The organism is Cellulomonas chengniuliangii (assembly GCF_024508335.1).
Lineage (GTDB): Bacteria > Actinomycetota > Actinomycetes > Actinomycetales > Cellulomonadaceae > Cellulomonas_A > Cellulomonas_A chengniuliangii.
The window spans coordinates 1,088,226-1,115,000 of record NZ_CP101988.1 but is presented as its reverse complement, the minus strand read 5'-3'; the positions used below and the strand labels follow the sequence as shown (position 1 = coordinate 1,115,000).

Here is a 26,775-nt window from a genome sequence, read left to right as displayed (position 1 = left end):
CGCGGTCACGGCCGGGCCGCCGGGCTCGTGGCGCGGACGGTGGCCTGGGCGAGCACCCGCGTGCCGTCGTAGAGCACGAGCGACTGGCCGGGCGCCACGCCGTGCAGCGAGGACGCCGCGGGGTCGAGGCGGACCTCGATCTCGTCGCCCGTCGCCCGGGCCCGAGCGGGGACAGCCTCGCCGTGCGCGCGAACCTGGACCGCGCACGCGAACCAGGCGTCGTCGGCGGGCGGGGCGAGCCACACGGCGTCCTCGCCGCGGATGCCGCCGACCCGGAGGTCCTCGGAGGACCCCACGACCACGGTGTTGCTCACCGGCTCGATCGAGAGGACGTAGCGCGGCTTCCCGTCCGCGGCGGGGCGCCCGAGGGCCAGCCCCTTGCGCTGCCCGACGGTGTACGCGTAGGCGCCCTCGTGCGCGCCCACCACGGCGCCCGTGGTGTCCACCACGTCGCCGGGCCGCGTGCCGAGCCGCTCGCGCAGGAAGCCCTGGGTGTCGCCATCGGCCACGAAGCAGATGTCGTACGAGTCGGGCTTGGCCGACACGGACAGCCCACGGGCGGCCGCCTCGGCGCGCACCTCGTCCTTCGACGCGACGTCGCCGAGCGGGAACATGGACCGCGCCAGGCGATCGGGCCCCATCACCGCGAGCACGTAGGACTGGTCCTTGGCCGCCTCCCGCGCCCGGTGCAGCTCGGGCGCGCCGTCCGGGCCCCCGTGCCGCTCGACCCGGGCGTAATGGCCGGTGCAGACCGCGTCGAAGCCGAGGGCCAGCGCCTTGTCCATCAGCGCCTCGAACTTGATGTGCTCGTTGCAGCGCACGCACGGGTTGGGGGTCCGCCCCGCGGAGTACTCGGCGAGGAAGTCCGCGATGACGGTGTCCTCGAACCGCTCCGACAGGTCCCACACGTAGTACGGGATTCCCAGCACGTCGGCGGCGCGGCGGGCGTCGCCCGCGTCCTCGATCGAGCAGCAGCCGCGGGACCCGGTGCGCAGCTGCGCGCGGGACCGGGACAGGGCCATGTGCACGCCGACGACCTCGTGCCCGGCGTCCACCGCGCGCGCCGCGGCGACGGCGGAGTCCACGCCACCGGACAGGGCTGCGAGGACGCGCATCAGCGGGCCCCGGCCCGATGGCGGCCGGACAGCCCGGCGGCGTGCGCCCGTTCGACGGCGCCCGGGAGCACCGCGATCAGGGCCTCGACGTCGGCTGGCGTGGACGTGTGGCCGAGGGTGAACCGCAGGGCGCCGCGTGCCTCGTCCTCACCGGCTCCCATCGCGAGCAGCACGTGGCTGGGCTGCGGGACGCCCGCCTGGCAGGCGGAGCCTGTGGAGCACTCCACGCCGGCCGAGTCGAGCAGGTACAGCAGCGAGTCCCCCTCGCAGCCCGGGAACGTGAAGTGGGCGTTGGCGGGCAGCCGCAGCGCGGGGTCCGCGGGGCCGCGCAGCACGGCGTCCGGGACGACGCGGCGGACGTCGGCGATCAGCCGGTCCCGCAGCGCGGCGATCCTCGGGGCGGTGGCAGGCAGCGCCCCGACCGCGGTCTCGACCGCCACCGCGAACGCCGCCACCGAGGGCGTGTCCAGCGTGCCGGAGCGCACCCCGCGCTCCTGTCCACCACCGTGCAGCACCGGTGTCAGGTCGAGCCCGCGCCGGGCCAGGAGGGCGCCCACGCCCATCGGGCCGCCCACCTTGTGGCCGCTGACGGTCAAGGCGTCCAGGCCCGAGGCGGCGAAGTCCACGGGCGCCTGCCCCACGGCCTGCACGGCGTCGGCGTGCACGGGGACACCGTGCCGACGTGCGAGCGCCACCACCTCCGCGAGCGGCTGCAGTGCGCCCACCTCGTTGTTCGCCCACATCACCGACAGCAGGGCAGCCGCGTCGCCGTGCGCCTCGAGCTCCTCCGCGAGCGCGTCCACGCGCAGCACGCCGTCCGAGTCGACGGGCAGCAGCACGATCTCGGCGCCCGCGTGCTCGGCCATCCAGAAGGCCGGGTCCAGCACCGCGTGGTGCTCGACCGCGGAGACGAGGATGCGACGCCGGGCGGGCTCCTGCGCGCGGCGCGCCCAGAACAGGCCCTTGACGGCCAGGTTGTCGGCCTCGGTGCCGCCCGCGGTGAGGACCACTTCGCTGGGCCGGGCCCCGAGCGCGCCGGCCAGCCGCTCCCGCGCCTCCTCGACCGTGCGGCGGGCCGCGCGACCGGACGTGTGCAGGGACGAGGGGTTGCCGGTTCGGACCAGGGCCTCGGTGAAGGCGCTGACGGCTTCGGGGAGCATCGGCGTGGTCGCCGCATGGTCCAGATAGACACTCACCGCGTCATCCTACGAAGCCGCACTGGCAAGATAGGCACGTGAGTGCCGACGACGTCATGGGATCCCCGCTCGCCTTCAGCGGGCAGCGCCTGGACTGGCGCGACCTCCCGCGCGCCGTCCGGACCCGCATCGCAGCCCTCGCCGGCGCCCAGGTGACGGCGGAGATCAGCGCCAACACCGGGTTCAGCCCTGGGTTCGCGGCCGTCTTGGAGCTGTCCGACGGCCGTGGCGTGTTCGTCAAGGCCGTCTCCCCCGACCAGAACCCCGTCTCCCCCGAGCTCGCGCGCGCGGAGATCCGCGTCGCCCCGTCGCTCCCGCCGCAGGTGCCCGCCCCGCGGCTTTTGTGGTCGGACGACGACGGGGAGTGGGTGCTGCTGGGGTTCGAGGTCGCCCATGGCCGGCCTCCGGAGACGCCGTGGCGCCCGGCCGACCTCGACCTCGCACTGGACGCGCTGGCGGTGCTGGCGGACGCCGCGCCGCTGCCCGGCCACCGGCTGCCCAGCACCGACGTGTCCCTCGCCGCCGACTTCACCGGCTGGCGCACGATGCTCGCGGCGGCGCCGGGGGTCCGCATGGAGGCCGCCGAGCGCGCTGGCGAGCTCGGCGGGTGGGCGCTCGAGAACCTCGAGCAGCTCGTCCGCTGGGAGCAGGACGCGCTGCGGGTGAGCGCGGGGACGTCACTGGTGCACGGCGACCTGCGCGCGGACAACATGCTCATCGACCACGAGCACGCCAAAGTCGCGCTGATCGACTGGCCGCACGCGAGCATCGGCGCGCCCTGGCTGGACCTGGCGTTCATGCTGCCGAGCGTGTCCATGCAGGGCGGCGGCGACCCGCAGCACCTGTTCTGGTCGCACCCCGTCTCAGATGGGCTGCCGATGGACCACCTGCGGGCGGCGCTCACCGGGATGTCGGGGTTCCTCGCCTACGCCTCGATGCAGCCCTCGCCGCAGGGCATCCCGAACCTGCGCCGGTTCCAGCGCGCGCAGGCCGAGGCGGCGCTGCGCTGGCTGCGCGAGATGGCCTGACGCCCGGCCCCTTGGCCGGGCGGCAGGCCATCTCGCGTCAGCCCTGAGCGGCCTTGATCCGCCGCAGCTCCTGCGTGGCCTGCGGCAGCACGGTGAAGAGGTCTCCGACGATGCCCAGGTCCGCGATCTCGAAGATCGGGGACTCCGGGTCGGAGTTGACCGCCACGATGACCCCGGACGCCTGCATGCCGCCGCGGTGGTGCACCGCGCCCGAGACTCCGGCGCCGATGTACAGCCGCGGGGCGATGGTCACGCCCGTCTGGCCGATCTGGGCGTCGTGCCCGATCCAGCCCTCGTCCGTCGCCACCCGGGTGGCGCCCACGGCGCCGCCGAGCACGTCGGCGAGTTCCTCGACCGCGGAGAAGTCCCCGTCGGTGCCCCGGCCCCCGACGACCACGACCTGCGCCTCGCCGAGCGCGGGACGGTCGGACCGGGTGCGCTCCTGGCGCTCGACGACGACGGCCTGCCGGGCGTCGTCCGCGAGCGTCACCGGGTGGGCGACCACGGCGGGCTGGGTGGGCGAGGCCACTGGCTCGGGCTGCGCGGAGTTGGCCTTGAGCGCCACGACCGCGAACGGGGTGCGCACCGCGCAGCTCGTGGTCCAGGTCCCTGCCAGGACGGTCTTGTCCGCCACGACGCGCCCGTCCACGACGCGCGCGTCGGAGGCGTCGACCACCACGCCGGCGCCCGACCGCACGCCCAGTCGGCCGGCGACCTCCTTGTTGTCGAACGACGAGGTCAGCAGCAGCGCCGCCGCGCCGAGGGCGGCGGACAGGTCGGCGAGCGCGTCCGCGACGACCGGGGTGAGACGCGCGTCGGCGCCGCCCAGGTCGAGCACGTCCACCACGTCGACGCCGTAGGCGCCCAGCGCGGCGAGCACGTCTCCGCCGGGGCCCTCGGCGCCCAGCCAGACGCCGTGCACCGAGCCGAGCCGGCGGCCGAGGGTCAGGAGCTCGAGGACCGGGGCGCGCAGCGTGCCGTCCGGGGCGTGGTCGAGCAGCACCAGCACAGGGCCGGCCAGGTGGTTCGTCATCGTCAAGGTCCTCCGGTCGCAGCGCTCAGACGAGCTTGTTCTCGACGAGGTAGGCCGCCAGCCGCAGGCCCGCCTCACCGTCGTCCGTGACGAGCACGCGGTCCTCGCGCGGGGGCCGCGCCGCCGCCTCCAGGACCTCGGTGCGGGCTCCCGCGGCGCCCACGGACTGGGGCTCGATGCCCAGGTCCGCCAGCGTGAGCACGTCGACGGGCTTCTTGCGGGCGGCCATGATGCCCTTGAAGTTCGGGTAGCGCGGCTCGTTCGCCTGGTCGGTGACGGAGACGAGCGCGGGGAGCGGGGCCTCGAGCACCTCGGTGGCGTGGTCCAGCTCGCGGCGCACCCGCACGGCGCCATCCTCGACGCGGACCTCGGCGGCGAGCGCCAGCAGCGGCAGGCCCAGCTCGGTCGCCAACGCGGACGGCAGCAGCGACGTCAGGCCGTCGAGCCCCGCCATGCCGGTCACGACGAGGTCGACCGACTCCTGGTCGCCCAGGCGCCGCACCACGGCGGCGAGCACGGTGGCCGTGCCGAACACGTCGGATCCGGCGATCGCGTCGTCGAGCACGTGGACCGCCTGCTCGGCGCCCATCTGCAGGGCCCGCCGTGCCGCGTCCACCGCGTCGTCCGGGCCGACCGTCACCGCGACGACCTCGCCGCCGTGCTCCTCGACGAGCGCGAGGGCGGCCTCGACGGCGTTCTCGTCCAGCTCGTTGAGCGTGCCGTCACCACCGTCGCGGACCATGCGCCCGTCCGCCTGGAGGGAGCGCTCTGACTGGATGTCCGGCACGTGCTTGACGCACACCACGATTCTCACCCGCGGAACGTTACCGTCCGCCGCGCCCGGCACCCAGCCCGTGCTCGTTTTTCGCGCTGGGCCCTCCCGACCCGCCCCGTCCACCGACCCCTCGTGGAACGGCGGCCGTGCCGCTGCCAGATCAGGCAAGAATGGCGGGGTGAATCCGGGCGACGCGCATCAACGAGTGCCAGACCTCGGCGTCCGCGTGACCGACGCCGGCATCGAGGCTGCCGTCCTCGCCTCGCACGCGAGCGCGGTGGACCTGTGCCTGCTCGACCCGGGGCCCCCGGGCCCGGACGGCCCGACCTGGGTCGAGCGCCGCATCGCGATGCGCGGCCCGCACCTGGGCGTCTTCTGGGTCGAGGCCCCCGGCGTGCGCCCCGGGCAGCACTACGGCTTCCGCGCCCACGGGGAGTGGGATCCCGCCGGGGGCCTGCGCTACAACCCCGCCAAGCTGCTGGTCGACCCGTACGCGCGCGGCCTGGACGGCGACCTCGAGCTGCGGCCCGAGGTGTTCGGGCAGGTGGTCGACGACGAGCTCCAGGGTGACCCGTACGGCCCGGCCGACGGCCGCGACTCCGCCGCGCACGTGCCGCACTCCGTGGTGGTGGACACCCGCGCGCACGGCGGGGCGCCGGCTCCCGCCGCGAACCGCCCGCGCACCCCGTGGTCGCGCACCGTCGTCTACGAGGCGCACGTGCGCGGGCTGACCCAGCAGATGCCCGACCTGCCCGAGGCGCTGCGCGGCACCTACGCCGGGCTGGCCCACCCCGCGACGATCGGTCATCTCCGCGCGCTCGGGGTCACCGCACTCGAGCTGCTGCCCGTGCACGCCTCCGCCTCGGAGCCCCACCTGTCCCGCCACGGGCTGTCCAACTACTGGGGCTACAACACGCTCGGATTCTTCGCCCCGCACGCCGCCTACGCGACCCGCGAGGCGCAGGCACAGGGTCCCGCGGCGGTGCTCGCCGAGGTCAAGGCGGCGGTGCGCGCGCTGCACGCGGCCGGCATCGAGGTGCTGCTCGACGTGGTGCTCAACCACACGTGCGAGGGCGGTATCGGCGGCCCGCAGATCGGCTGGCGCGGCCTCGACCCGAGCGTGTACTACGCGCACGACGGCGGCTACCCGGCGAGGCTGGCCGACTTCACCGGGACCGGGAACGCGCTCGACTTCCGGCGCACGCCCGTCATCAGGATGGCCCTGGACTCGCTGCGCTACTGGGCCGACGAGGTGGGCGTCGACGGGTTCCGCTTCGACCTGGCGGTGACCCTGGGCCGCGGCCCGGCCGGCTTCGACCCTCACCACCCGTTCCTGGTGGCCCTCACCACCGACCCGAGCCTGCGCGACCTCAAACTCATCGCCGAGCCGTGGGACGTGGGCCCGGGCGGATGGCAGACCGGGCAGTTCCCCCCGCCGTTCGCGGAGTGGAACGACAAGTTCCGCGACGCCGTGCGCTCGTTCTGGCTGGCCGACCCGGGGCGCGCGGCGCACGGCCTGCCCGGGCACCGGGTGCGCGAGCTCGCCACCCGCCTCGCCGGCTCCGCCGACCTGTTCGGGCACACCGACCCGCCGCTCATGCGCGGGCCGCTGGCCTCGGTCAACTACGTCACGGCGCACGACGGCTTCACGATGGCCGACCTGGTCGCCTACGACCACAAGCACAACTCCGCGAACTGCGAGGACAACCGCGACGGCACCAACGACAACCGCTCGTGGAACCACGGCGTGGAGGGGCCGCTCGAGGGGGACTCGATCGCCGCGCCCATCCTCCCGCTGCGGCGCCGGTCGATCCGCAACCTGTTCGCGATGCTGCTGCTGTCGGCCGGCACCCCGATGATCACCGCGGGCGACGAGATGGGCCGCACGCAGCGCGGCAACAACAACGCCTACTGCCAGGACAACGAGACGTCGTGGGTGTCGTGGGAGCTGTCGCCCTGGCGGGCGGACCTGCTGGCCACCGTGCGGCACCTGCTGCGGCTGCGACGCGAGCACCCCGCGCTGCGCAGCCAGCGCTTCTTCACCGGGAGCCCGGCGGCCCCCGGCGCGCGTCCCGACCTGGCCTGGTACGGCCCCGACGGCGTCGCGCTCGACCACGGGCGGTGGCACGACCCGGACATCCGCACCCTGCAGATGGTGCGATCGCTGCCCTCCGAGGGCGGCCCCGCCGGCCAGGGCGGCGCGGAGCCCGCGGACGACACGGTCATGCTCCTGGTCAACGGCGCGCTGGACCAGGTCGAGGTCGTGCTCGCGGCCGACCGCCCCACCGTGTGGGAGCTCGCCTGGGACTCGACGTGGGAGAGCCCGCGCGAGCTGCGGGCCGCGGCGATGAGCTCGGCGCTGCGCACGCCGTCCGGGGACCGCACCGTCATGGCGCCGCTCAGCACCCGGGTCTATATCGCGCGCTGACGCGCCGCTACAGTGCGGCCATGACCGACAGCGCCGTCAGTCCGCAGCACGTCCCGCCGCACGCCACCGACGTGATCGTCGTCGGGGCGGGCCTCGCCGGCCTCGTCACCGCCGCCGAGCTCACCGCGGCGGGACGGCACGTGACCCTCGTCGACGCCGAGGGCCCGGCCGCGCTCGGGGGCCAGGCCTGGTGGTCGTTCGGCGGGCTGTTCCTGGTGGACTCACCCGAGCAGCGCCGGCTCGGCGTCAAGGACTCCGCCGACCTGGCCCTGGCCGACTGGCTGGGCTCCGCCGACTTCGACGGGGGCGGCGCGCCGGGCAGCGGCGACGAGTGGTCGCGCGCCTGGGCCGAGGCCTTCATCGACTTCGCGGCCGGCGAGATGCGGCCGTGGCTGCACGCGCAGGGTGTGCGCTGGTTCCCGCTGGTGCAGTGGGCCGAGCGGGGCGGCTACCTGGCCGACGGGCACGGCAACTCGGTGCCCCGGTTCCACGTCACGTGGGGCACCGGGCCGGGCGTTCTCGAGCCGTTCGTGCGGGCGCTGCTGGCCGCGCGGGCCGCAGGCCTCCTCACCGGGCTCTTCCGCCGCCGGGTGACCGGGCTGGTGCTGACCGACGGCCGGGTCACCGGGGTGCGGGGCGACGTGCTCGCGGCCGACGGCGCAGCGCGCGGGGCGCCGAGCTCCCGCGAGGCGGTCGGGCAGTTCGAGCTCTCCGCGAGCGCCGTGGTGCTGGCCACCGGCGGCATCGGGGCGAACCACGACCTGGTGCGCGCCACCTGGCCCGCGCCGGCGGGACGCATGCCGGACCGGATGCTCTCAGGGGTGCCGGACCACGTCGACGGCTCGGGCATCGAGGCGGCGCGGGGCGCGGGGGCGGCCGTGGTGCACGAGGACCGGATGTGGCACTACCCCGAGGGCGTGGCCAACCACTCGCCGGTGTGGGGGCGGCACGGCATCCGCATCCTGGCGGGGCCGAGCTCGCTGTGGCTCGACGCGGACGGCCACCGGCTGCCCGCGCCGCTGTTCCCGGGCTTCGACTCGCTGGGCGCGTTGCAGCACATCACGCGGCGCGGCGACGACCACTCGTGGTTCGTGCTGGACAAGACCATCCTCGGCTCGGAGTTCGCGTTGTCCGGCTCGGAGCAGAACCCGGACCTGACCGGCAAGGACCTCGGGCTGCTGGTCCAACGGGTGCGCTCGGGGGCGGTGGGCCCGGTCGAGGCCTTCGCGGACCTGTCCGACGAGTTCCTGTGGGCAGAGAGCCCCGCCGGGCTGGCCGCCCGGATGAACGCCCTGAGCGGCGAGGACCGCATCGACGCCGGCGCGCTCGAGCGCACCATCCGGGACCGCGACCGACAGGTGCGCACCGGTCTCGGCAAGGACCTGCAGGTCACGGCGACCGCGATGGCCCGCCGGTACGTGGTCGACCGGCTGATCCGGGTGGCCAAGCCGCACGAGCTCCTGGACCCGGCGCACGGCCCCCTCCTCGCGGTGCGCCTGTCGGTCCTGACCCGCAAGACGCTGGGCGGGCTGCTCACCGACACCGACGGCCGGGTGCTGCGGCCGGGCGGCGGGACGCTGCCCGGCCTGTTCGCGGTGGGCGAGGCGGCCGGGTTCGGCGGCGGCGGCGCGCACGGGCGGCGTGCCCTCGAGGGCACGTTCCTCGGCGGGTGCCTGTTCACCGGTCGCACCACGGGCCGGGCCCTCGCCGACCAGCTGGGCGGCTGACGGCGCCCTGGGGACTGGCAGCACGACGGGGGCGGCGCGCCATCGGCGCGCCGCCCCCGTCGTCAGTCCGTCAGCCTGCCGCGTTGGCGACCAGGCCCACGTCGGCGACCGACGTCAGACCACGGTGCCGGGGAACGATCCGCACGGTGTAGCCGAAGGGGCCGGACGCCTCGAGCCGCACGACTCCCGCGAAGGAGTACCGGCCGAGCTCGAAGGTCTCGGCCACGTCGAGGGCCGCCACCGAGAAGGTGGTGAGCTCGTCGTTCTCCGTGACGCGCCCGTGCAGCACCTGGACCTCGACGTCCTGCGGGGTGAGGTCGCCGAGCGAGATGTACGCCTTGACATGGAGCTCGTCGCCCACCTGCGGCACGTCGCTGACGCCGCCGGACTCGACGTGGTCGACGCGGACGTGGCTCCAGCCTGCACGCACCCGCTCCTTCCAGCGCGCGAGCTCGCGGGCGCCGGCGAAGTCGTCCTCGTCGAGGTCCCGGCCCGCCACGGCTGCCGGGACGTAGAGGTGGCGCACGTAGTCGGCGACCATCCGGGTGGCCTGCACCTTCGGGCCGAGCGTGGCCAGCGTGTGCCGGACCATCTCGAGCCAGTGCACCGGCAGCCCGCGCTCGTCACGGTCGTAGAAGCGCGCCGCGACCTGGTGCTCGATGAGGTCGTACAGCGCCGCGGCCTCGAGGTCGTCCCGGCGCTCGGCGTCGTCGACGCCGTCGGCGGTGGGGATGGCCCAGCCGTTCTCCCCGTCGAACCACTCGTCCCACCAGCCGTCCAGCACCGACAGGTTCAGCCCGCCGTTGAGAGCGGACTTCATCCCGGAGGTGCCGGACGCCTCGAGCGGGCGCAGCGGGTTGTTGAGCCACACGTCGCAGCCGGGCAGCAGGGTCTGCGCCATCCCGATGTCGTAGTTGGGCAGGAAGACGATGCGGTGGCGCACGTCCGGCTCGTCCGCGAAGCGCACGAGCTGCTGGATGAGGCGCTTGCCCTGGTCGTCGGCGGGGTGCGACTTGCCGGCGACGATGAGCTGCACGGGGCGCTCGGGGTCGGTGAGCAGGGCGCGCAGCCGGTCGGTGTCACGCAGCATCAGGGTGAGGCGCTTGTACGTCGGCACCCGGCGCGCGAAGCCGATGGTGAGGACGTCGGGCGAGAGCACGTCGTCGAGCCAGCCGAGCTCGGCGGGGCTCGCGCCGCGCTGGTGCCACGAGGACCCCACCCGGGCGCGCGCGTCGGCCACGAGCTGGGCCCGGAGCTCGTGCCGGACCTCCCACAGCTCGGCGTCGCTCACGCCGTCGGGGCGCAGCCAGCCGGACCCGGTCGCGATCTCCTCCGGGGTGAGCCGGGAGGCGGCCAGGTCGGCCAGCTTGCGGTCCACCCAGGTGGGCGAGTGCACGCCGTTGGTGATCGAGCCGATCGGCACCTCGGCGGAGTCGAAGCCCTGCCACAGCCCGTTGAACATGTCACGCGACACGTCGCCGTGGAGCAGCGAGACGCCGTTCGCGCGGCCGCCCAGGCGCAGGCCCATCACGGCCATGTTGAACAGCAGCGGGTCGCCGCCCTCGTAGTCCTCGGCCCCGAGCTCGAGCACCCGCTCGACGGGGATCCCGTCGACGGCGTTGTCCCCGCCGAAGTACTGGGCGACGAGCCGGGCCTCGAAGCGGTCGATGCCGGCCGGCACGGGAGTGTGGGTGGTGAACACGGTCGACGCGCGCACCGCCTCGCGCGCCGCGTCGAAGTCCAGGCCCCGCTCGGTGACGAGCTCGCGGATGCGCTCCACGCCCAGGAACCCGGCATGGCCCTCGTTCATGTGGAAGACCTCGGGCGCGGGCGCGCCGGTGAGGCGCGACCAGATGCGCAACGCGCGGACGCCGCCCACGCCCAGCAGCAGCTCCTGCTGCAGGCGGTACTCGCCGCCGCCGCCGTAGAGCCGGTCGGTGACCTTGCGCGCGAGCTCGTCGTTGTCCGGGATGTTCGAGTCGAGCAGCAGCAGCGGGATCCGCCCGACCGCGGCCGACCAGATGTTCGCGTTCAGCGTGCGGCCGCCGGGCAGGTCGATGCTCACCCGGGCCGGGGAGCCGTCCTCCTCGCGGACGAGCGTGAGCGGCAGGCCGTCGGGGTCGAGCACGGGGTACGTCTCGAGCTGCCAGCCGTCGCGGGTGAGCGACTGCTTGAAGTACCCGGAGCCGTAGAGCAGCCCGACGCCCACGATCGGCACGCCGAGGTCGGAGGCGCTCTTGAGGTGGTCCCCCGCGAGGATGCCGAGGCCGCCCGAGTACTGCGGCAGCACCGAGGTGATGCCGTACTCCGGCGAGAAGTACGCGATCGACGCCGGGAGGTCGGCCTTGTCCTGCTCCTGGTACCAGCGGGGCGCGGTGAGGTAGCGCCGGAGGTCGGCGGCCGCGGCGTGGACCCGCCCGACGAACGCCTCGTCCTGCGCGAGCGCGGCGAGGCGTTCGGGGCCGAGCGCGCCCAGCAGGGCGACCGGGTCGCCTGCCACCTCGGCCCACAGCGCCTCGTCGACCGAGGCGAACAGGTCGCGGGTGGGCGCGTGCCACGACCAGCGCAGGTTGTGGGCCAGATCGTCGAGATCGGCGAGCTCGGCCGGCAGGACAGTGCGGACGGTGAATCGTCGGATCGCTCTCACCTGCCCGACACTACGCAGGTCAGGCGGCTACGCACACCCGAACGGCGATTCGATCGTCCGGCGTGGGCGCGTCGTGGCCAGCAGATGCTCTGACCACCGCCGAGTGGATAGGTTCGGACCGTGACGCAGACACCACCGCACGTCCCCCCGGCGACACAGCGTCGCGCCCGACCCTCCGCCCCCCGCCGACCGCGAGCTGACGGACCTCCCATCGGGCGCATCCCTGTCGTCGACGTCTCCCCCGTGGTCGACGCCGGACGGTGGCCGGCGAAGGCCGTCGTCGGCGAGGCGGTCCCGATCCGCGCGACCGTCTTCCGCGAGGGCCACGACGCCGTCGCGGCGACCGCCGTGCTCGTGGGCCCCGACGGCCGCGACCGCGCGCGCACCCGCATGGTCGACATCGCCCCGGGCTTGGACCGGTTCGAGGGGCGGCTCGTGCCCGACTCCCTCGGGCTGTGGGGCTTCCGCGTCGAGGGCTGGTCCGACCCCTACGCGACGTGGGCGCACGACGCCACGATCAAGGTCGAGGCCGGGATCGACGTCGAGCTGATGCTCACCGAGGGCGCGCTGCTGCTCGAGCGCGCCGCCCGGCGCACCGGCCGGGAGAAGCCGCCGGCCGAGGCCGCCGAGGTCCTGCTCGCGGCCGTGACCGCGCTGCGGGACACCGGGCGTCCTCCTCAGGCGCGCCTCGCGGCGGCGCTGAGCGACGAGGTGCGCGCGGTGCTCGACGAGCACCCGCTGCGCGACCTGGTCACCCCCTCCCCCGTGTACCCGTTGCAGGTGGACCGCGAGCTGGCCCTCGCGGGCGCCTGGTACGAGATGTTCCCCCGCTCGGCGGGGGCCGTGCGGGACCCGGACACCGGGGAGTGGACGTCGGGCACGCTGCGCACCGCAGCGCTGGAGCTGCCCCGGATCGCGGGCCTCGGCTTCGACATCGTCTACCTGACCCCGGTGCACCCGATCGGCACGACGTACCGCAAGGGGCGGAACAACTCGCTCACCGCGCTGCCGGGCGACCCCGGCTCGCCGTACGCGATCGGCTCCCCCGACGGCGGGCACGACGCGATCGACCCCGCGCTGGGCACCTTCGAGGACTTCGACGCGTTCGTGGCCACCGCGCGCGGGCTCGGGCTCGAGGTGGCGCTGGACCTCGCGCTGCAGGCGTCGCCGGACCACCCGTGGGTCACGGAGCACCCCGAGTGGTTCACCACCCGCGCCGACGGGACCATCGCCTACGCCGAGAACCCGCCGAAGAAGTACCAGGACATCTACCCGCTCAACTTCGACAACGACCCCGAGGGCATCTACCAGGAGATCCGTCGGGTGCTGCAGGTGTGGATCGACCACGGGGTCACGGCGTTCCGCGTCGACAACCCGCACACCAAGCCGCTGACGTTCTGGGAACGGCTGCTCGCGGATGTGCGCGCCACGCACCCCGAGGTCATCTTCCTGTCGGAGGCGTTCACCAAGCCGGCGATGATGCTGAACCTGGCGCGCATCGGGTTCCACCAGTCGTACACGTACTTCACGTGGCGGAACTCGAAGACCGAGCTCGAGGAGTATTTGCGGGAGGTGTCCGGCGAGCAGGGCTCGTGGATGCGCCCCAACTTCTGGCCCACGACGCACGACATCCTCCCGCCGTACCTGCAGCACGGGGGCATCGCCGGGTTCGCCGTGCGCGCCGTCCTCGCGGCCCTCGGGTCGCCCAGCTGGGGCGTCTACTCCGGCTACGAGCTCGTGGAGAACGTGCCCCGGCCGGGCGTCGAGGAGCAGATCGACAACGAGAAGTACGAGTACAAGCCGCGCGACTGGGCTCTGGCGGACGACCTCGGCATCGCGCTGCTGATCGGCCGGCTCAACGAGATCCGGCGCCAGCACCCGGCGCTGCGCCAGCTGCGCGACCTCACCGTGCACCCCACGTCTGACGACGCGCTGCTGTGCTTCTCGCGGAGCCTCGACGCCGAGGACTCGCCCACAGGGAGACCTGACACCATCATCGTCGTGGTGAACCTCGACCCCTTCCAAGCGAGGGAGGGCTTGGTCTACCTCGACTTGGCCGCCCTCGGGCTGCCTCGACCGGGCAGCGCCCCCACCGGCCTCTTCGTGGCCCACGACGTGCTCTCAGACGAGACGTACGCCTGGGGCTCGACGGTCTACGTCCGCCTGGACCCCGCCGTCCGGTGCGCCCACGTCGTGCAGGTGGACCCGGCATGACCACCTTCCCCCCTGGGCCCCCGAAGGCAGGCCTGCCCACCGGCCCCGAGCACCCCGCCCGCGGCGCCCTGCCCAACCGCCCCCAGCCGCTGGTGCCCCGTCCCCGCGCAGACCGCCCAGGGCTGTCCGACGACCCGGACTGGTACCGCACCGGTGTCTTCTACGAGGCGATGATCCGAGCCTTCTCCGACGGGAAGGGCGACGGCAGCGGCGACCTGATCGGCCTGATCCAGCGGCTCGACTACCTGCAGTGGCTGGGCGTGGACGTGCTGTGGCTCCCGCCGTTCTACCCGTCGCCGTTGCGCGACGGCGGGTACGACGTCTCGGACTACACCTCGATCGCGCCCCAGTACGGCACCGCGCAGAACTTCATCGAGCTGATCAACGCCGCGCACGAGCGCGGGATCCGCATCGTCATCGACCTGGTGATGAACCACACCAGCGACGCCCACCCGTGGTTCCAGGCGTCCCGCTCGGACCCCGACGGCCCCTACGGCGACTTCTACGTGTGGAGCAACGACAACACGCGCTACCAGGACGCCCGCATCATCTTCGTGGACACCGAGACGTCCAACTGGACCTTCGACTCGGTGCGGCGCCAGTACTTCTGGCACCGCTTCTTCAGCCACCAGCCGGACCTGAACTTCGAGAACCCCCGCGTCGTGGACGCGATGATAGACGTGGCCCGGTACTGGCTGCAGATCGGCGTGGACGGCTTCCGCCTGGACGCGGTGCCCTACCTCTACGAGGCCGAGGGGACCAACTGCGAGAACCTGCCCGAGACGCACACGTTCCTGCGCCGGCTGCGCAAGATGGTCGACGACGAGTTCCCCGGCCGCATCCTGCTGGCCGAGGCGAACCAGTGGCCCGAGGACGTCGTCGAGTACTTCGGCACCGAGGAGGAGCCGGAGTGCCACATGGCGTTCCACTTCCCGGTGATGCCGCGGATCTTCTACGCGATCCGCGACCAGCGGGCCACGCCCATCGTGGACATCCTCGCGGACACGCCGCCGATCCCGAAGGGCGCGCAGTGGAGCACGTTCCTGCGCAACCACGACGAGTTGACGCTCGAGATGGTCTCGACCGAGGAGCGCGCCTCGATGTACGGGTGGTACGCCCCGGACTCCCGGATGCGCGCCAACATCGGCATCCGGCGCCGCCTGGCGCCGCTGCTCGACAACTCCCGCAGCGAGATCGAGCTCGCGCACGCCCTGCTGCTGTCCCTGCCCGGCAGCCCTTGCCTGTACTACGGCGACGAGATCGGGATGGGCGACAACATCTGGCTCGCGGACCGCGACGCGGTGCGCACGCCCATGCAGTGGACCCCCGACCGCAACGCCGGGTTCTCGACGGCCGACCCCGGCAAGCTGTACCTGCCGGTGATCCAGTCGCTGGTGCACAACTACAGCAACATCAACGTCGAGGCCCAGCTGGCGCAGCCGACGTCGCTGCTGCACTGGGTGCACGGGATGCTCGCCATCCGGCGGCAGCACCGCGCTCTCGGGCTCGGCGACCTCACCGTGCTCAAGGTCGACAACGACGCGGTGCTCGCCTTCCTGCGGTCCACGGACGACGAGACCATCCTGGTGGTCGCGAACATGGCGTCGACGCCCCGCTCGGCGACGGTGCGCGTCCCCGGCCACGAGGGCGAGCCCACCCAGGACGTCTTCGGCGGGGCCGAGTTCCCCGCGGTGTCCGCGGATGGCTCCATCCAGCTCACCCTGGGCTCGCGCGACTTCTACTGGCTACGGATCGGGGACTGATGACCACAGTCGGCGACGCCCAGGATCTCGCGGACGGCGAGATCGTCAGGCTGCTCGCCGACTGGCTGCCAGGCCTCCGCTGGTACCCCGTCAAGGGAGTGGTCGCGGCCCTCGAGGTGGTGGGCTCGCGCGAGCTCGCCGACCCCCGCGGCGAGGCCGGGGTGCGGATCCTGGTCGTGCGCGCCACCGCGCCGGGCGCCGACGTGGTGCTGCAGATCCCCGTGACCCTGCGCTCCCCCGGCGCGGTGGGAGCGCCGGCCGGCGCCGCGGTGATCGGCGTGGCTGGCGTCCCGCCCGTGGAGGTGCGCGACGGCTGCGGAGACCCGGCGTTCCTGCGCGCCTGGCTCGCCGTGGCCGACGGGCCGGGCGCCGCCGTCGACGCGGACCGTGCCCGCGTGCTCACCGGCGAGCAGTCCAACACGTCCGTGGTGCTGCCCGCCGCGCCTCAGGCCGACGGCCCACCCGCGACCCCCGGCATCCTCAAGGTGTTCCGGACTCTGTCACCGGGCGACAACCCGGATGTCGACGTGCCGCGGGCCCTCGCGGCGTACGGCTGGCAGCACGTCCCCCGCCCGCTCGGATGGCTCGAAGGCAGCTGGACTGACCGCGACGAGACCGCTCGCGGCCACCTCGCGGTGCTCAGCCAGTTCCTGTCCGGGGCGGAGGACGGTTTCGAGCTCGCCTGCGCCATGGCTGCGCGGGGCGAGTCGTTCGCCGAGCACGCACGCGAGCTCGGCGTGGTCATGGCCAGCATGCACGCGGCCCTGGCCGCCGCGCTTCCCGTGCCGCCGCCGCCGCCCACAGTCCACCGGGCCAGCTCGGTCGCGCAGGCAGTGCGGGACAGGTTCCGCTGGGCGGTGGCCGCCGTCCCGGAGCTGGCGCCGTTCGCCGCCGCGGTGGAGGACCTCGCCGTCCGCACCCAGCACCTGGACCGGCTGCCGGCGCCGCAGCGGATCCACGGCGACCTGCACCTGGGCCAAGCCCTCTACGCGCACGAGGCGTGGTTCATCACCGACTTCGAGGGCGAGCCACTGGCGCCCGTCGCGGCGCGGACCCGCCCGGACCTGGCCCTCCGGGACGTCGCCGGGATGCTGCGGTCCTTCGACTACGCGGCGGCAGTAGGCGCGGTGACCGGCGGCGGCATCGCGGACGACGCCGCGGCCCAGGAGTGGACGGACGCGGCCCGCGCGGCCCTGCTGGCCGGGTACCGGGACGCCCGGCTGGCCGCCGGACCACACCCGGGGACCGACGAGGACCCCACCGACATCGGCCACGAGGCGCGTGCCCAGGTGCTCCGGGCCCTCGAGCTCGACAAGGCGCTGTACGAGGCGGTCTACGAGGCGCGCAACCGCCCGGCTTGGCTGTCGATCCCGCTGCGGGCGATCGCTCGGCTGCTCACCTGAGCACCGGCCTCGTCGGCGCGTGCGCCTCAGCCCAGCGCCGCGGACGGCTTGGCGCCGTCGGACTCGGCCAGGAGCGGGGCCGGGAGCCGTAGCCCGGACTGTCGAGGCGCCAGCTCGCTCTGCAGGACGAGCGCCGCGGCGCCCACCGCCGCCGCCTCCGAGGCGTTCGACGAGATGGTCACGCGCACCGCGTGGCTGCCCCGGGCGAAGAACGACCGGCCGAGCTGCTCCTCGACGGTGGGCAGGTAGATCGAGCCGGCCACGGCGAACGACGGCCCGGTGAGGGCCACCAGGTCGACGTCCATGATGTTCGCCAGCGTCTGCGCCGCGACGCCGATGTACCGGGCCGAGCGCTGCAGGATCGCCTGCGCGGCCGCCTCGCCTCGCAGCGCGGACCGCGCCACTGCCGCGAACTGCTCGGCGACGGTGCGATCGGGCTGGCCCAGGTCGAGCCCCTCGGCCTGCGCGGCTGCCACGACGGCCGCGGGGCCTGCGAGCGCCTCGACGCACCCCCGGCTGCCGCACCAGCACTCCGGGCCGTCCACGTCGACGCAGATGTGGCCGATCTCCCCGGCGTTGGAGGACGAGCCGCGGTACACGGCGCCGTTCACCAGCACCCCGGCGCCGATCCCGGTGCCCATGTACAGGGCGGCGAACGCGGACGTCTTCTCGATGCCCCCGGCCCAGTACTCGCCGATCGCGGCGGCGGTGGCGTCGTTGTCGAGCAGCACGGGGACCCCCACCGCCTCCTCGAGGGCGTCGCCGAGGGGGTAGTCGGCCCACCGCTGCATGATCGGCGGCGCCAGCACCATCCCAACAGAGGCGGTGATGGGCCCGGGCGACACCACGCCGACGCCGAGGACGCGGGCGTGGTCGACGCCGGCGCGGGTGACCATCGCGTCGATCTCGCCGACCATCCGGGCCACGACCTCCTGGGGGTCGTCAGACCCCGCGCCGGACTTGCGCCACCGGGCGACGATCGCCCCGCCGAGGTTCGCCAGCACGTACGTGATGCCCGCGTGGTCGAGGTGCACGCCGACGGCGTACCGGGCGTTGGGGTCGAGCTGCAGCAGCCGGCGGGGCTTGCCCCCGGTGGACTCGGCGCGCCCGGCCTCGACGACGAGCCCCTCGTTCATGAGCCGCCGGACGACGGTCGAGATGGTGGCCCCGGTGAGGCCGGTGGCATGGGTCAGCTCGACCCGGCTGATGGTGCCGGCCGCCCGGATGACGTCGAGGATCGCCGACCGGCTGCTGGTGTGCGCCATGCCGAGGCTCGTGCTGCTCACGCTGGGTCTCCTGTCCGGTCGGGCGCGCGCCCTGGTCCCCGCGCCGCGCCGACCGGGCGACGGCGTGGTCGCGCCCGGGGCCCGCGGCTCGCCCGACTGTGCTCGCTCGCCAAAGAGTGCCACAGGATCGTGACGTCCCTGCCGTGTTCGCCCGGCGCCCTCGGCCGCGCGCCGTCAGGCCGACGCCGACAGCTCGCGCAGGCGACGCTCGGGGTCGGGCGCGGCCTCGGCCAGCAGCCGGGTGTACGCGTGCTGCGGGTTGAGGATGACATCGTCGGCGGGGCCGCGCTCCACGATCTGGCCCCGGTACATCACCAGGATCTCGTCCGAGAAGTGCCGGGCTGTGGCCAGGTCGTGGGTGATGTAGAGGACGCCCAGGTTCTCCTCCCGCTGCAGGCCCGCCAGCAGGTTGAGCACGCCGAGCCGGATCGAGACGTCGAGCATGGACACGGGCTCGTCGGCCACCAGGATGCCGGGCTCGGGGGCCAGCGCCCGCGCGATCGCCACGCGCTGCCGCTGCCCGCCGGAGAGCTCGTGCGGGCGCCGGCGGGCGAACTCGTCGGACGAGTCCAGGCGCACCCGCTCGAGCAGGGAGCGCACCTTCGCGCGCACCTCGTCGGCCGAGAGCCCTCGCTGGTGGAGCCGGATCGGCCGCTCCAGGTGGTGCTCGATGGTGTGGTACGGGTTGAGCGAGGCGAACGGGTCCTGGAAGACCATCTGCACCTCCTTGCGGTACTCCCGCAGGCCGGCGCCGCGCCGGCGCACCGGCTTCCCGTCCATCACGATCTGCCCGCTGGTGGGCCGCTCGAGCTGCATGAGCAGCTTCGCGATGGTCGACTTGCCGCTACCCGACTGGCCCACCAGGGCGACCGTGCGCCCCGGCGCCAGCGTGAAGCTCACGTGGTCCACGGCCGTCAGGGTCGACGAGCGGAAGCCGCTGCGCAGGTGGTACTCCTTCACCACGTCACGCACCTCGAGGGTGGTCATCGTGCCTCCTCCTCGTCGACGCCGGCCTCGACGAGCACGTGCTCGTCGACGCCCGAGCGGATGAACCCGCCACGGGCGCCGGTCAGGCTCGGGAAGGACCCGAGCAGCTTCTTGGTGTACTCGTGCTGCGGCCGGGTGTAGAGCGTCATCGCGTCCGCCAGCTCGACGACCTCGCCCTCGCGCATGATCGCGATGCGGTCGCTGATCTCCAGCAGCAGCGGCAGGTCGTGCGTGATGAAGATGACCGCGAAGCCCAGCTCGGACCGGAGCCGGGTGATCTCGCGCAGGATCTCGCGCTGCACCACCACGTCGAGCGCCGTGGTGGGCTCGTCCATGATCATGACCTGCGGGTCGAGCGCCATGGCCATCGCGATCATCACGCGTTGCCTCATCCCGCCCGAGAGCTCGTGCGCGAAAGACGAGAGCCTGCTGCGGTCCACCCCGACCCGCTCGAGCAGCTCGCCGCACCGCTCGACCCGCTCGGCGCGGCCCATGTCGGGCCGGTGGGTGGTGAAGATGTCCTCGAGCTGGGCCTGCACGCTGATCACCGGGTTGAGCGAGTTCATCGCCCCCTGGAACACCATGGCGATCCGGTCCCACCGGAAGGCCCGCAGGTCCTCGCCGTGCAGGGCGCCCAGGTCGATCTCGTACCCCTCCCGCGAGTGGAACACCGCGCGGCCGCTCGTGATCACCGCGGGCGGCTTGAGGAGGCGGTTCACTCCGTAGGCGAGGGTGCTCTTGCCGCAGCCGCTCTCCCCCGCGAGGCCGAGCACCTCGCCGCGGCCCAGCGACAGGGTCACGTTCCTCACCGCGTGCACCACCGGGTCCACGAGGTAGTCGATGCTCAGGTCCTCGATGGTGAGCACCGGGTGGGGCGACGTCCCCGCCGGGGTCCGGGCGGGCGCGGAGGCGGGCGTGGTCGTCACAGCGTGGACTCCTTCGCGCTCTGGAGCTGGGCGCGCGACATGCGCCAGGAGCGCCGCACCGCGCGAGTCTGCGAGCGCAGCTTGGGGTTGATGATCTCGTCGATCGAGAAGTTGATGAGGGATAGCGCTGCGCCGAACAGCGCGAGCATCAGGCCGGGCGGGATGAACCACCACCAGGCGCCGAGCCGCAGCGCGAGCCCGTTCTGCGCGTAGTAGAGCATGGTGCCCCAGGTGAACGAGCCCGAGGCCCCGAGGCCGAGGAAGGACAGGCCCGCCTCGCCGAGGATGGCGAAGATGACGGCGAACACCACCTGCGACGCGAGCAGCGGGATCAGGTTGGGCAGCACCTCGACGGTGAGGATCCGCCAGGACCGCTCGCCGCTGACCCGTGAGGCGAGCACGTAGTCGCGGTTCCGCAGCGAGAGCGTGAACCCGCGCAGCACGCGCGCCGAGCCAGCCCAGCTGGTCAGGGCGAGCACGAACGCGATCAGCCACACGCTCTTGTCCGGCACGTAGCTCGAGATGACGATGACCAGCGGGAGGCCCGGGATCACCAGCATCACGTTGCTGAACAGCGAGAACGACTCGTCGACCACGCCTCCCACGTAGGCGCCCACGACACCGAAGAACGTGGAGAGCACAAGGGTCAGCACACCCACCACGAGCCCGATGGTCAGCGAGCCCCGCGTCGCGTGCGCGAGCTGGGCGAAGACGTCCTGCCCGGTCTGCGTGGCGCCGAGAAGGAAGCCGCCACCGGGGGCGCTCAGGCCGATGTTGTCGACCCTGGAGGGGTCCCCCACGAAGTACGGCCCGATGAGGCCGAACAGCGCGATCGCGCCGGCGATGGACAGCCCGATGCCGAGCTTGAGGGTCATGGGCGGCAGCGAGCGCCTGCGCGTGCGGCCGCTGGGGGCTGGCAGGTGCGACTCGCTCTCCGCGATCGTCGGGTCCTGGGTGGTCAGTGCCATGAGAGCTTCCTCCTACGCCCGGGCCCGCGTGCGCGGGTCGATGATCGTGTAGAGCAGGTCGACCAGGAGGTTCGCTCCGAGGACGGACAGGGTGATCACCAGGAAGATGCCCTGCATCAGCGCGTAGTCGTTGCTGTTGACGGCCTGCAGCAGCGCGGACCCGATCCCCGGGTAGGAGAAGACGGCCTCCGTGACGATCGAGCCGGCCACCACGAAGCCCAGCGAGATCGCGAAGCCGGCGATCGACGGGAGCACCGCGTTGCGGGCGGCGTAGGTGCGCATGATGCGCCCCGGCTTCAGGCCCTTGGCCTCGGCGGTGAGGATGTAGTCCTCTGACAGGGTCGAGACCATCATGTTGCGCATCCCGAGCATCCAGCCGCCGATCGACGAGATGACGATCGTCAGCGCAGGGAGGGCGCCGTAGTAGAGCACCGACGAGATGAACGGCCAGCTCAGGCCTATCGACGTGGTGTACACGTCGTAGCCCCCGTTGAGCGGGAACACCTGCCACACGCTGCCGAACGCGAAGAGCAGGATGAGGGCGAGCCAGAAGTACGGCACGGACTGGAGCATCGTCGTCACGGGGATGACGTTGTCCAGCCACGAGCCGCGCTTCCAACCCGCCAGCGTGCCCAGCCCGATCCCGACCAGGAACGAGATGATCGTGGCGATCCCGATCAGGCCGATGGTCCACGGCAGGGTCTGCGAGATCACCTTGGCCACCGGTGTGGGGAAGTAGACCACCGAGGTGCCGAGGTTCCCGGAGGAGATCTGGCCGAGGTAGGCGATGTACTGCTGCCACAGCGGCTGCTGCGAGTCGGTGCCGAGGAGGAGCTCGATGGCATGACGGGTGGACGGCGTGACCGGCCCCCGCGTCGCGAGCTTCGAGATCATGATGTCGACGGGGTCGCCCGGCATCCACCGCGGGATGAGGAAGTTCAGCGTGAGCGCGGCCCACAGGGCCGCCACGTAGAACCCCAGCTTCTGCAGGACGTATCTCATGTCGCTCTCCCTCGTCGACGGCGCCCCTCGGCGCCGACTCGCATGCGTCGTGCGGGTGGGGCTACTTGGTGACGGGCGTGATCGTCTTGAGGATGATCCCGTTGTCCCAGGCCTTCCAGGACGCCGCGAACGCGTACTTGTCGTCGTTCGTGGGCCAGCCCTCCGCGCGGCTCGTGTTGAACTCGGTGAGCGTCGAGTTGATGTAGATGGGGATGTACGGCAGGTCGTTCACGATCTGCTCCTGCACGATCGCGTACTGCGCGAGCTGCTCGGCCTCGTCGTTGGTGGATCCGGCGGCGCGGACCGCCGCGTCGACGACCGGGTTGGAGTAGCGGGCGAAGTTGCCGGAGATGGCGGACTCGCCCACCGGGGTGGTGTTGTCGCTGTGGTAGCGCTGGTTGTACGGGTAGTACGGGTTCGGCGAGGCGTAGAGGCCGATCGAGTCGAGCGACAGCTGGAAGGTGCCCCCGGTCTGGTTGGCGTTCCACTCGTTCCACGAGAGCTGGGTCGGCGTGAGGTCGATGCCGACCTCCTTGAGCTGCTGCCTCATCGCGTCGTTGAGCGAGATGTAGTCGCTCCAGCCGGTGACCGTCTGGATGGTGAGGGCGAGCTTCTGGCCGTCCTTGACGCGGATGCCGTCGGCGCCGAGGGTCCAGCCCGCGGCGTCGAGGATCTGGTTCGCCGTGGCCGTGTCGGCCGTCTGCGGGGCGACCTTGTGCTCGGGGTCGACGATCCACTTCGCGTCGCGCTCGGGCAGCAGCAGCGTCGGGCTGCCCTCGCCCGCGAACCCGCCGCCGGCGAGGTTGTTGAGCTGGGTGCGGTCGATCGCGTGGTAGATGGCCTGGCGGACGGCGACGTCGGTCTGCGGGCCCTCGCACCCGAGCTCCGCGTTGGAGCAGGTGTAGATGGACGTGGTCAGCGCGGGGGTGTTGACGTAGGCGAGGTCCTCCTGGTCCTTGAGCAGCTGCTCGAGGCCCGGAAGGAAGGCGCTCATCCAGTCCACCTGCCCGGCGGTGAGCGCGGCGCTGGCGGCGTCGGCCGTCTCGAGGGAGATGTAGCGCACCTCGTCGATGGCGGGCTTGCCCTCCTCCCAGTAGTCGGCGTTCTTCTCGAGCGCGTAGCTCTGCGCGGAGAAGCTCTTCACCTTGAAGGCCCCGGTGCCGACCGGGTTGGAGTTGACCTCGGTGACCGGGTCGGCGACGTCCTTCCAGATGTGCTCGGGGACGATGCCGCGGTTGCCGAGGATCTCGGGCTCCTGCATGAAGGACTGCTCGGCGAACGAGAGCACCACGGTGTTCTCGTCGGTGGCCTCGGCGGTGGCGGCCAGGCCGGTGGTGTTGAGCTCGGGGGTCTCGTTGACGAGGTTGAACGTGAACGCGACGTCGGCGGCGCTGAACGGCTCGCCGTCGTTCCACTTCACGCCCTCGCGCGTGGTGATGGTCAGCTCGGTGCCGTCCTCGTTCCACTCGTGGCCGGTGGCCAGCATGGGCGTGGGCTCGGACTCGGAGGCGAGGTTGTACCAGTAGAGCGACTCGAAGATCACGCCGAGCGTGGGCTGCAGCGCGGTGGGCGAGAACGGGTTGAAGTTCTCGGTGATGGTGCCGGTGGCGCCGTTGAAGACGGTGATGGCGGATCCGCTTCCCCCGTTGGCGCCGGCGGGGTCGGATCCGGAGCAGGCGCTCAGGCTGAGAGCGGCGACCGAGGCGACGGCGGCCGCGGTCCAGGCCAGGCGCCTCCCGGGGCGCCGAGTGAAGAGGAGCATCTGTGATCCCTCGGTCTGGTCGTCACCACGTCGTGACGAGGTTGTGCTGAGACCTTCCGCGACGTCCCTGTCGGCGGCGCGGCACTGCGTCGGGCCACTCAGCGGTTACTTTCTTAACTGTCCAAAGTATCGCTGTCAAGGATTGTGTCCTCTTTGTGACCTGCCCTGCGTGACCTGGGCAATCAGTGCGGATCACCCACGGGTCGCGCGCAGCAGCACCAACCGCTCCGGGAAGAGCACCGGCGCCTCCACACCGACCTCCGCGAGCACGCGGCCCGGCAGCCACACCCCCTCGGGGGTCCACCACGGCAGCACGAGCGAGCCGCTCGCCACACCGTCCACGACGTCGCCCGGAGCCTGCGGGCGCAGGTGGTACGAGGCCTCCGGGTCGAGCCCTGGGAAGGTCACCCGGCCGGTCGGATAGGCCGCCGAGGTGGCGGTCGCGACCACGGCGAACAGCGCGTCCGAGCCGTCCTGCGCCACCACGCCGTGCACGTCGTAGGCCGGGTCGGCCACGTCGGCGTGCACCGCCACGCCGGTGTGCAGCAGGGAGCGCACCTCCTTGTACAGCCCGATCCACGCCGCGAGCTCCGCGCGCTCGTCCGCGTCGGCCTCGCGCAGGTCCCACTCGACGCCCAGGTGCCCGAACAGCGCCGTGCCCGCGCGGAAGGACAGCGGGTGGCGGCGCCCGGTCGAGTGCGCGGACCCCGACCCGACGTGCGCGCCCATCACCTCGAGCGGGACCAGCAGGTTGGTCCAGCGCTGGATCTGCTGGCGCTCCAGGGCGTCGATGCAGTCGCTGGTCCACACCCGGTCGGTCCGCTCCAGGATCTCCAGGTCGACACGGCCGCCGCCGGACGAGCATGACTCGACCTCGACACCAGGGTGCAGCGCGCGGAGCTCGTCGAGCAGGCGGTAGACCGCCCGGGTCTGCCCGTGCACGCCGCCCACGCCGCGCGAGCCGTGGCCCGCGTCGACCAGGTCCCGGTTGTGGTCCCACTTGAGGTATGCGATGGGGTACTCCGTCAGCAGCGCGTCAAGCCGCTCCAGGATGTACGCGAACGCCTCCGGGCGGCCGAGGTCGAGCACCTGCTGGTGGCGCGCCTCGCGCGGGAGGCGGCTGGGCGCACGGAGCATCCAGTCCGGGTGCGCGCGGGCCACGTCCGAGTCGGGGTTGACCATCTCCGGCTCGACCCACAGCCCGAACTCCATGCCCAGCCCAGTCACGTGCTCCACGAGCGGCCCGAGGCCGTCGGGCCACGCCTCCGCGGAGACGAACCAGTCGCCGAGCCCTGTGGAGTCGTCGCGGCGCGAGCCGAACCAGCCGTCGTCGAGCACGAAACGCTCGACGCCGACGGCCGCCGCCGCGTCCGCCAGGTCCGTCAGCCGCTCGAGGTCGTGCTGGAAGTACACCGCCTCCCACGTGTTGGCCACGACGGGGCGCGGGCGCCGTGGGTGCTGCGGCCGGGCGCGCATCCATTCGTGGAACCGCGCCGCGAGCGCGTCGAGCCCGTGGCCGTGGGAGCCGTACAGCCACGGCGTCGTGTACGACTCCCCCGGCGTCAGCCGCACCTCCCCGGGCAGCAGCAGCTCGCCGCCGCCCAGCAGCCCGGGGTTGTAGTGGCTGCGCTCGGCGAGCGAGCGGTGGTTGCCCGACCACGCGACGTGCACGCCCCAGACCTCGCCGTGCCGGTGCGCGAACCCCGCCACGCCCGCCACCAGCACGTGCGCGGCGTCGTAGCCGGTCCGCCCGCGCCGGTTCTCCCGGAGCCGGGCGCCGTGCGTGAAGGCCGTCCTCTGAGGGCTGCGCTCGCGCAGGTGCCGGCCGGTGAAGTCGAGCAGCTCGGTGGCCCGCGCCGGCACGGGCAGGGTGAGCAGCAGCCCGTCCACCGTGAAGACGCCGCGCCCGGTGCTCGTGAGCCGCGCCTGCTGCCGCACGAGGCCTTGCGCGGTGAGCTCGAGCACGAGCCGCAGCTCGAGGCCGGCGTGCTCGTCCGCCGCGTCGACGACGAGCCGTTGCGCGCCGTCCGAGCCGTGCTCTAGCCGGGCGGCGGCGACCCGGAAGGCCGTGGAGAAGTCGGCCCCGTCACGGTGACCGGACAGGCCGGGGGCGCCCAGGTAGCCGGCGGACTGCTCGGGCAGCACCGCGATCTCGACCTCGCCGTCCACGGGGAAGCCGAGGGGCGTCGGCCGGGCGCCGGTGCGCAGGGCGGCGAGGGCGCCGGGGTCCAGCGGGCCGAGGTCGGCGCCCCAGTGCAGGACGCGTGGCAGCGTGCCGCCGCCGAGGTCCACCACCACGCCGACCCCCGCGGCGCGGAGCTGGACGATCGAGCCGCCGACGTCGACCCCCGGCGGCCGGCCGTGGGCTGGCGTTCTGCGCGGTGTCATGGTGTGTTGGTGCACAGCGTCGTGCGTTGTCACAGGTCGGCTCCCTCGTCGGCTGGATGGCTCGACGATAGGGCAGAAGGGATTGACTTACTTTGTTCAGTTGCCTAAGAATGCGTCCACCAGGGTC

At 73.1% G+C, this 26,775-nt stretch carries 18 protein-coding genes; 6 read left to right on the top strand and 12 right to left on the bottom strand.

Translation table 11 applies throughout. The features are described 5' to 3' along the window. Nucleotides 1–5: 5 nt before the first annotated feature. The gene (gene mnmA / locus NP064_RS05170; protein ID WP_227570533.1) at nucleotides 6–1,115 is read right to left on the bottom strand and encodes a tRNA 2-thiouridine(34) synthase MnmA; all 1,110 of its coding nucleotides are present in this window, start codon (nucleotides 1,113–1,115) and stop codon (nucleotides 6–8) included. Continuing rightward, nucleotides 1,115–2,311: a cysteine desulfurase family protein gene (locus tag NP064_RS05165; RefSeq protein ID WP_227570532.1), complete on the bottom strand. Its 1,197-nt coding sequence runs from the start codon at nucleotides 2,309–2,311 to the stop codon at nucleotides 1,115–1,117. The genes mnmA and NP064_RS05165 overlap by 1 nt, the downstream gene beginning before the upstream one ends. A gap of 38 nt (nucleotides 2,312–2,349) precedes the next feature. On the opposite strand from NP064_RS05165, the gene NP064_RS05160 reads away from it, so the two are divergent. After that, nucleotides 2,350–3,339: a phosphotransferase family protein gene (locus NP064_RS05160; RefSeq protein ID WP_227570531.1), complete on the top strand. Its 990-nt coding sequence runs from the start codon at nucleotides 2,350–2,352 to the stop codon at nucleotides 3,337–3,339. Between the two features lie 37 nt (nucleotides 3,340–3,376). On the opposite strand, the gene NP064_RS05155 is transcribed toward NP064_RS05160, so the two are convergent. Continuing rightward, on the bottom strand, nucleotides 3,377–4,372 hold the full coding sequence (locus tag NP064_RS05155; protein WP_227570530.1) for an electron transfer flavoprotein subunit alpha/FixB family protein: 996 nt from the start codon (nucleotides 4,370–4,372) through the stop codon (nucleotides 3,377–3,379). 25 nt (nucleotides 4,373–4,397) lie between these two features. Next, the gene (locus NP064_RS05150; RefSeq protein ID WP_227570529.1) at nucleotides 4,398–5,186 is read right to left on the bottom strand and encodes an electron transfer flavoprotein subunit beta/FixA family protein; all 789 of its coding nucleotides are present in this window, start codon (nucleotides 5,184–5,186) and stop codon (nucleotides 4,398–4,400) included. Nucleotides 5,187–5,352: 166 nt separating this feature from the next. On the opposite strand from NP064_RS05150, the gene glgX reads away from it, so the two are divergent. Next, nucleotides 5,353–7,575: a glycogen debranching protein GlgX gene (gene glgX, locus NP064_RS05145; RefSeq protein WP_227570528.1), complete on the top strand. Its 2,223-nt coding sequence runs from the start codon at nucleotides 5,353–5,355 to the stop codon at nucleotides 7,573–7,575. Between the two features lie 20 nt (nucleotides 7,576–7,595). Further along, nucleotides 7,596–9,302, top strand: coding sequence for an FAD-binding dehydrogenase (locus NP064_RS05140; protein WP_227584658.1), 1,707 nt, complete (start codon nucleotides 7,596–7,598; stop codon nucleotides 9,300–9,302). Between the two features lie 70 nt (nucleotides 9,303–9,372). On the opposite strand, the gene glgP is transcribed toward NP064_RS05140, so the two are convergent. Beyond that, nucleotides 9,373–11,949, bottom strand: a complete 2,577-nt coding sequence (glgP, locus tag NP064_RS05135) for an alpha-glucan family phosphorylase (RefSeq protein ID WP_227570527.1) — start codon at nucleotides 11,947–11,949, stop codon at nucleotides 9,373–9,375. Between the two features lie 120 nt (nucleotides 11,950–12,069). Here glgP and NP064_RS05130 point away from each other — a divergent pair, with 120 nt between their 5' ends. The 3 genes from NP064_RS05130 to NP064_RS05120 are packed head-to-tail and all read left to right on the top strand — an operon-like array spanning nucleotide 12,070 to nucleotide 17,329. After that, a complete protein-coding gene (locus NP064_RS05130) occupies nucleotides 12,070–14,163 on the top strand; it encodes an alpha-1,4-glucan--maltose-1-phosphate maltosyltransferase (protein ID WP_372456409.1) in 2,094 nt (697 codons plus the stop codon). After that, a complete protein-coding gene (treS, locus tag NP064_RS05125; protein WP_227570526.1) occupies nucleotides 14,160–15,926 on the top strand; it encodes a maltose alpha-D-glucosyltransferase in 1,767 nt (588 codons plus the stop codon). Before NP064_RS05130 ends, treS begins: the two co-directional genes overlap by 4 nt. Continuing rightward, entirely contained in the window at nucleotides 15,926–17,329 is a 1,404-nt protein-coding gene (locus NP064_RS05120) for a maltokinase N-terminal cap-like domain-containing protein (RefSeq protein WP_227570525.1), read from the top strand. Before treS ends, NP064_RS05120 begins: the two co-directional genes overlap by 1 nt. A 26-nt stretch (nucleotides 17,330–17,355) precedes the next feature. Here the strand turns inward: NP064_RS05120 and NP064_RS05115 are convergent, their stop codons facing one another. The 7 genes from NP064_RS05115 to NP064_RS05085 form a co-directional block, all read right to left on the bottom strand. Then, nucleotides 17,356–18,615 (bottom strand): ROK family transcriptional regulator, encoded by a 1,260-nt coding sequence (locus NP064_RS05115; protein ID WP_227570524.1) that lies wholly within the window; start codon nucleotides 18,613–18,615, stop codon nucleotides 17,356–17,358. Nucleotides 18,616–18,789: 174 nt separating this feature from the next. Next, nucleotides 18,790–19,602 (bottom strand): ABC transporter ATP-binding protein, encoded by an 813-nt coding sequence (locus NP064_RS05110; protein WP_227570523.1) that lies wholly within the window; start codon nucleotides 19,600–19,602, stop codon nucleotides 18,790–18,792. Then, entirely contained in the window at nucleotides 19,599–20,528 is a 930-nt protein-coding gene (locus tag NP064_RS05105) for an ABC transporter ATP-binding protein (RefSeq protein WP_227570522.1), read from the bottom strand. The genes NP064_RS05110 and NP064_RS05105 overlap by 4 nt, the downstream gene beginning before the upstream one ends. After that, complete coding sequence (locus NP064_RS05100) at nucleotides 20,525–21,496, bottom strand: ABC transporter permease (RefSeq protein ID WP_227570521.1); 972 nt, start codon at nucleotides 21,494–21,496, stop codon at nucleotides 20,525–20,527. The genes NP064_RS05105 and NP064_RS05100 overlap by 4 nt, the downstream gene beginning before the upstream one ends. Before the next feature lie 12 nt (nucleotides 21,497–21,508). Further along, nucleotides 21,509–22,498, bottom strand: coding sequence for an ABC transporter permease (locus NP064_RS05095; protein ID WP_227570520.1), 990 nt, complete (start codon nucleotides 22,496–22,498; stop codon nucleotides 21,509–21,511). A gap of 61 nt (nucleotides 22,499–22,559) precedes the next feature. Further along, complete coding sequence (locus NP064_RS05090; RefSeq protein WP_227570519.1) at nucleotides 22,560–24,260, bottom strand: ABC transporter substrate-binding protein; 1,701 nt, start codon at nucleotides 24,258–24,260, stop codon at nucleotides 22,560–22,562. Nucleotides 24,261–24,452: 192 nt separating this feature from the next. Beyond that, nucleotides 24,453–26,648, bottom strand: coding sequence for an alpha-galactosidase (locus NP064_RS05085; RefSeq protein WP_227570518.1), 2,196 nt, complete (start codon nucleotides 26,646–26,648; stop codon nucleotides 24,453–24,455). Nucleotides 26,649–26,775: the final 127 nt, after the last annotated feature.

Excerpts from the sequence above, each read along its gene's own strand:
- NP064_RS05090 (WP_227570519.1), bottom strand. The coding sequence starts at position 24,260 with ATGCTCCTCTTCACTCGGCGCCCCGGGAGGCGCCTGGCCTGGACCGCG.
- mnmA (WP_227570533.1), bottom strand. The coding sequence starts at position 1,115 with ATGCGCGTCCTCGCAGCCCTGTCCGGTGGCGTGGACTCCGCCGTCGCC.
- treS (WP_227570526.1), top strand. The coding sequence starts at position 14,160 with ATGACCACCTTCCCCCCTGGGCCCCCGAAGGCAGGCCTGCCCACCGGC.
- NP064_RS05140 (WP_227584658.1), top strand. The coding sequence starts at position 7,596 with ATGACCGACAGCGCCGTCAGTCCGCAGCACGTCCCGCCGCACGCCACC.
- NP064_RS05120 (WP_227570525.1), top strand. The coding sequence starts at position 15,926 with ATGACCACAGTCGGCGACGCCCAGGATCTCGCGGACGGCGAGATCGTC.
- NP064_RS05110 (WP_227570523.1), bottom strand. The coding sequence starts at position 19,602 with ATGACCACCCTCGAGGTGCGTGACGTGGTGAAGGAGTACCACCTGCGC.
- NP064_RS05100 (WP_227570521.1), bottom strand. The coding sequence starts at position 21,496 with ATGGCACTGACCACCCAGGACCCGACGATCGCGGAGAGCGAGTCGCAC.
- NP064_RS05085 (WP_227570518.1), bottom strand. The coding sequence starts at position 26,648 with ATGACACCGCGCAGAACGCCAGCCCACGGCCGGCCGCCGGGGGTCGAC.
- NP064_RS05095 (WP_227570520.1), bottom strand. The coding sequence starts at position 22,498 with ATGAGATACGTCCTGCAGAAGCTGGGGTTCTACGTGGCGGCCCTGTGG.
- NP064_RS05155 (WP_227570530.1), bottom strand. The coding sequence starts at position 4,372 with ATGACGAACCACCTGGCCGGCCCTGTGCTGGTGCTGCTCGACCACGCC.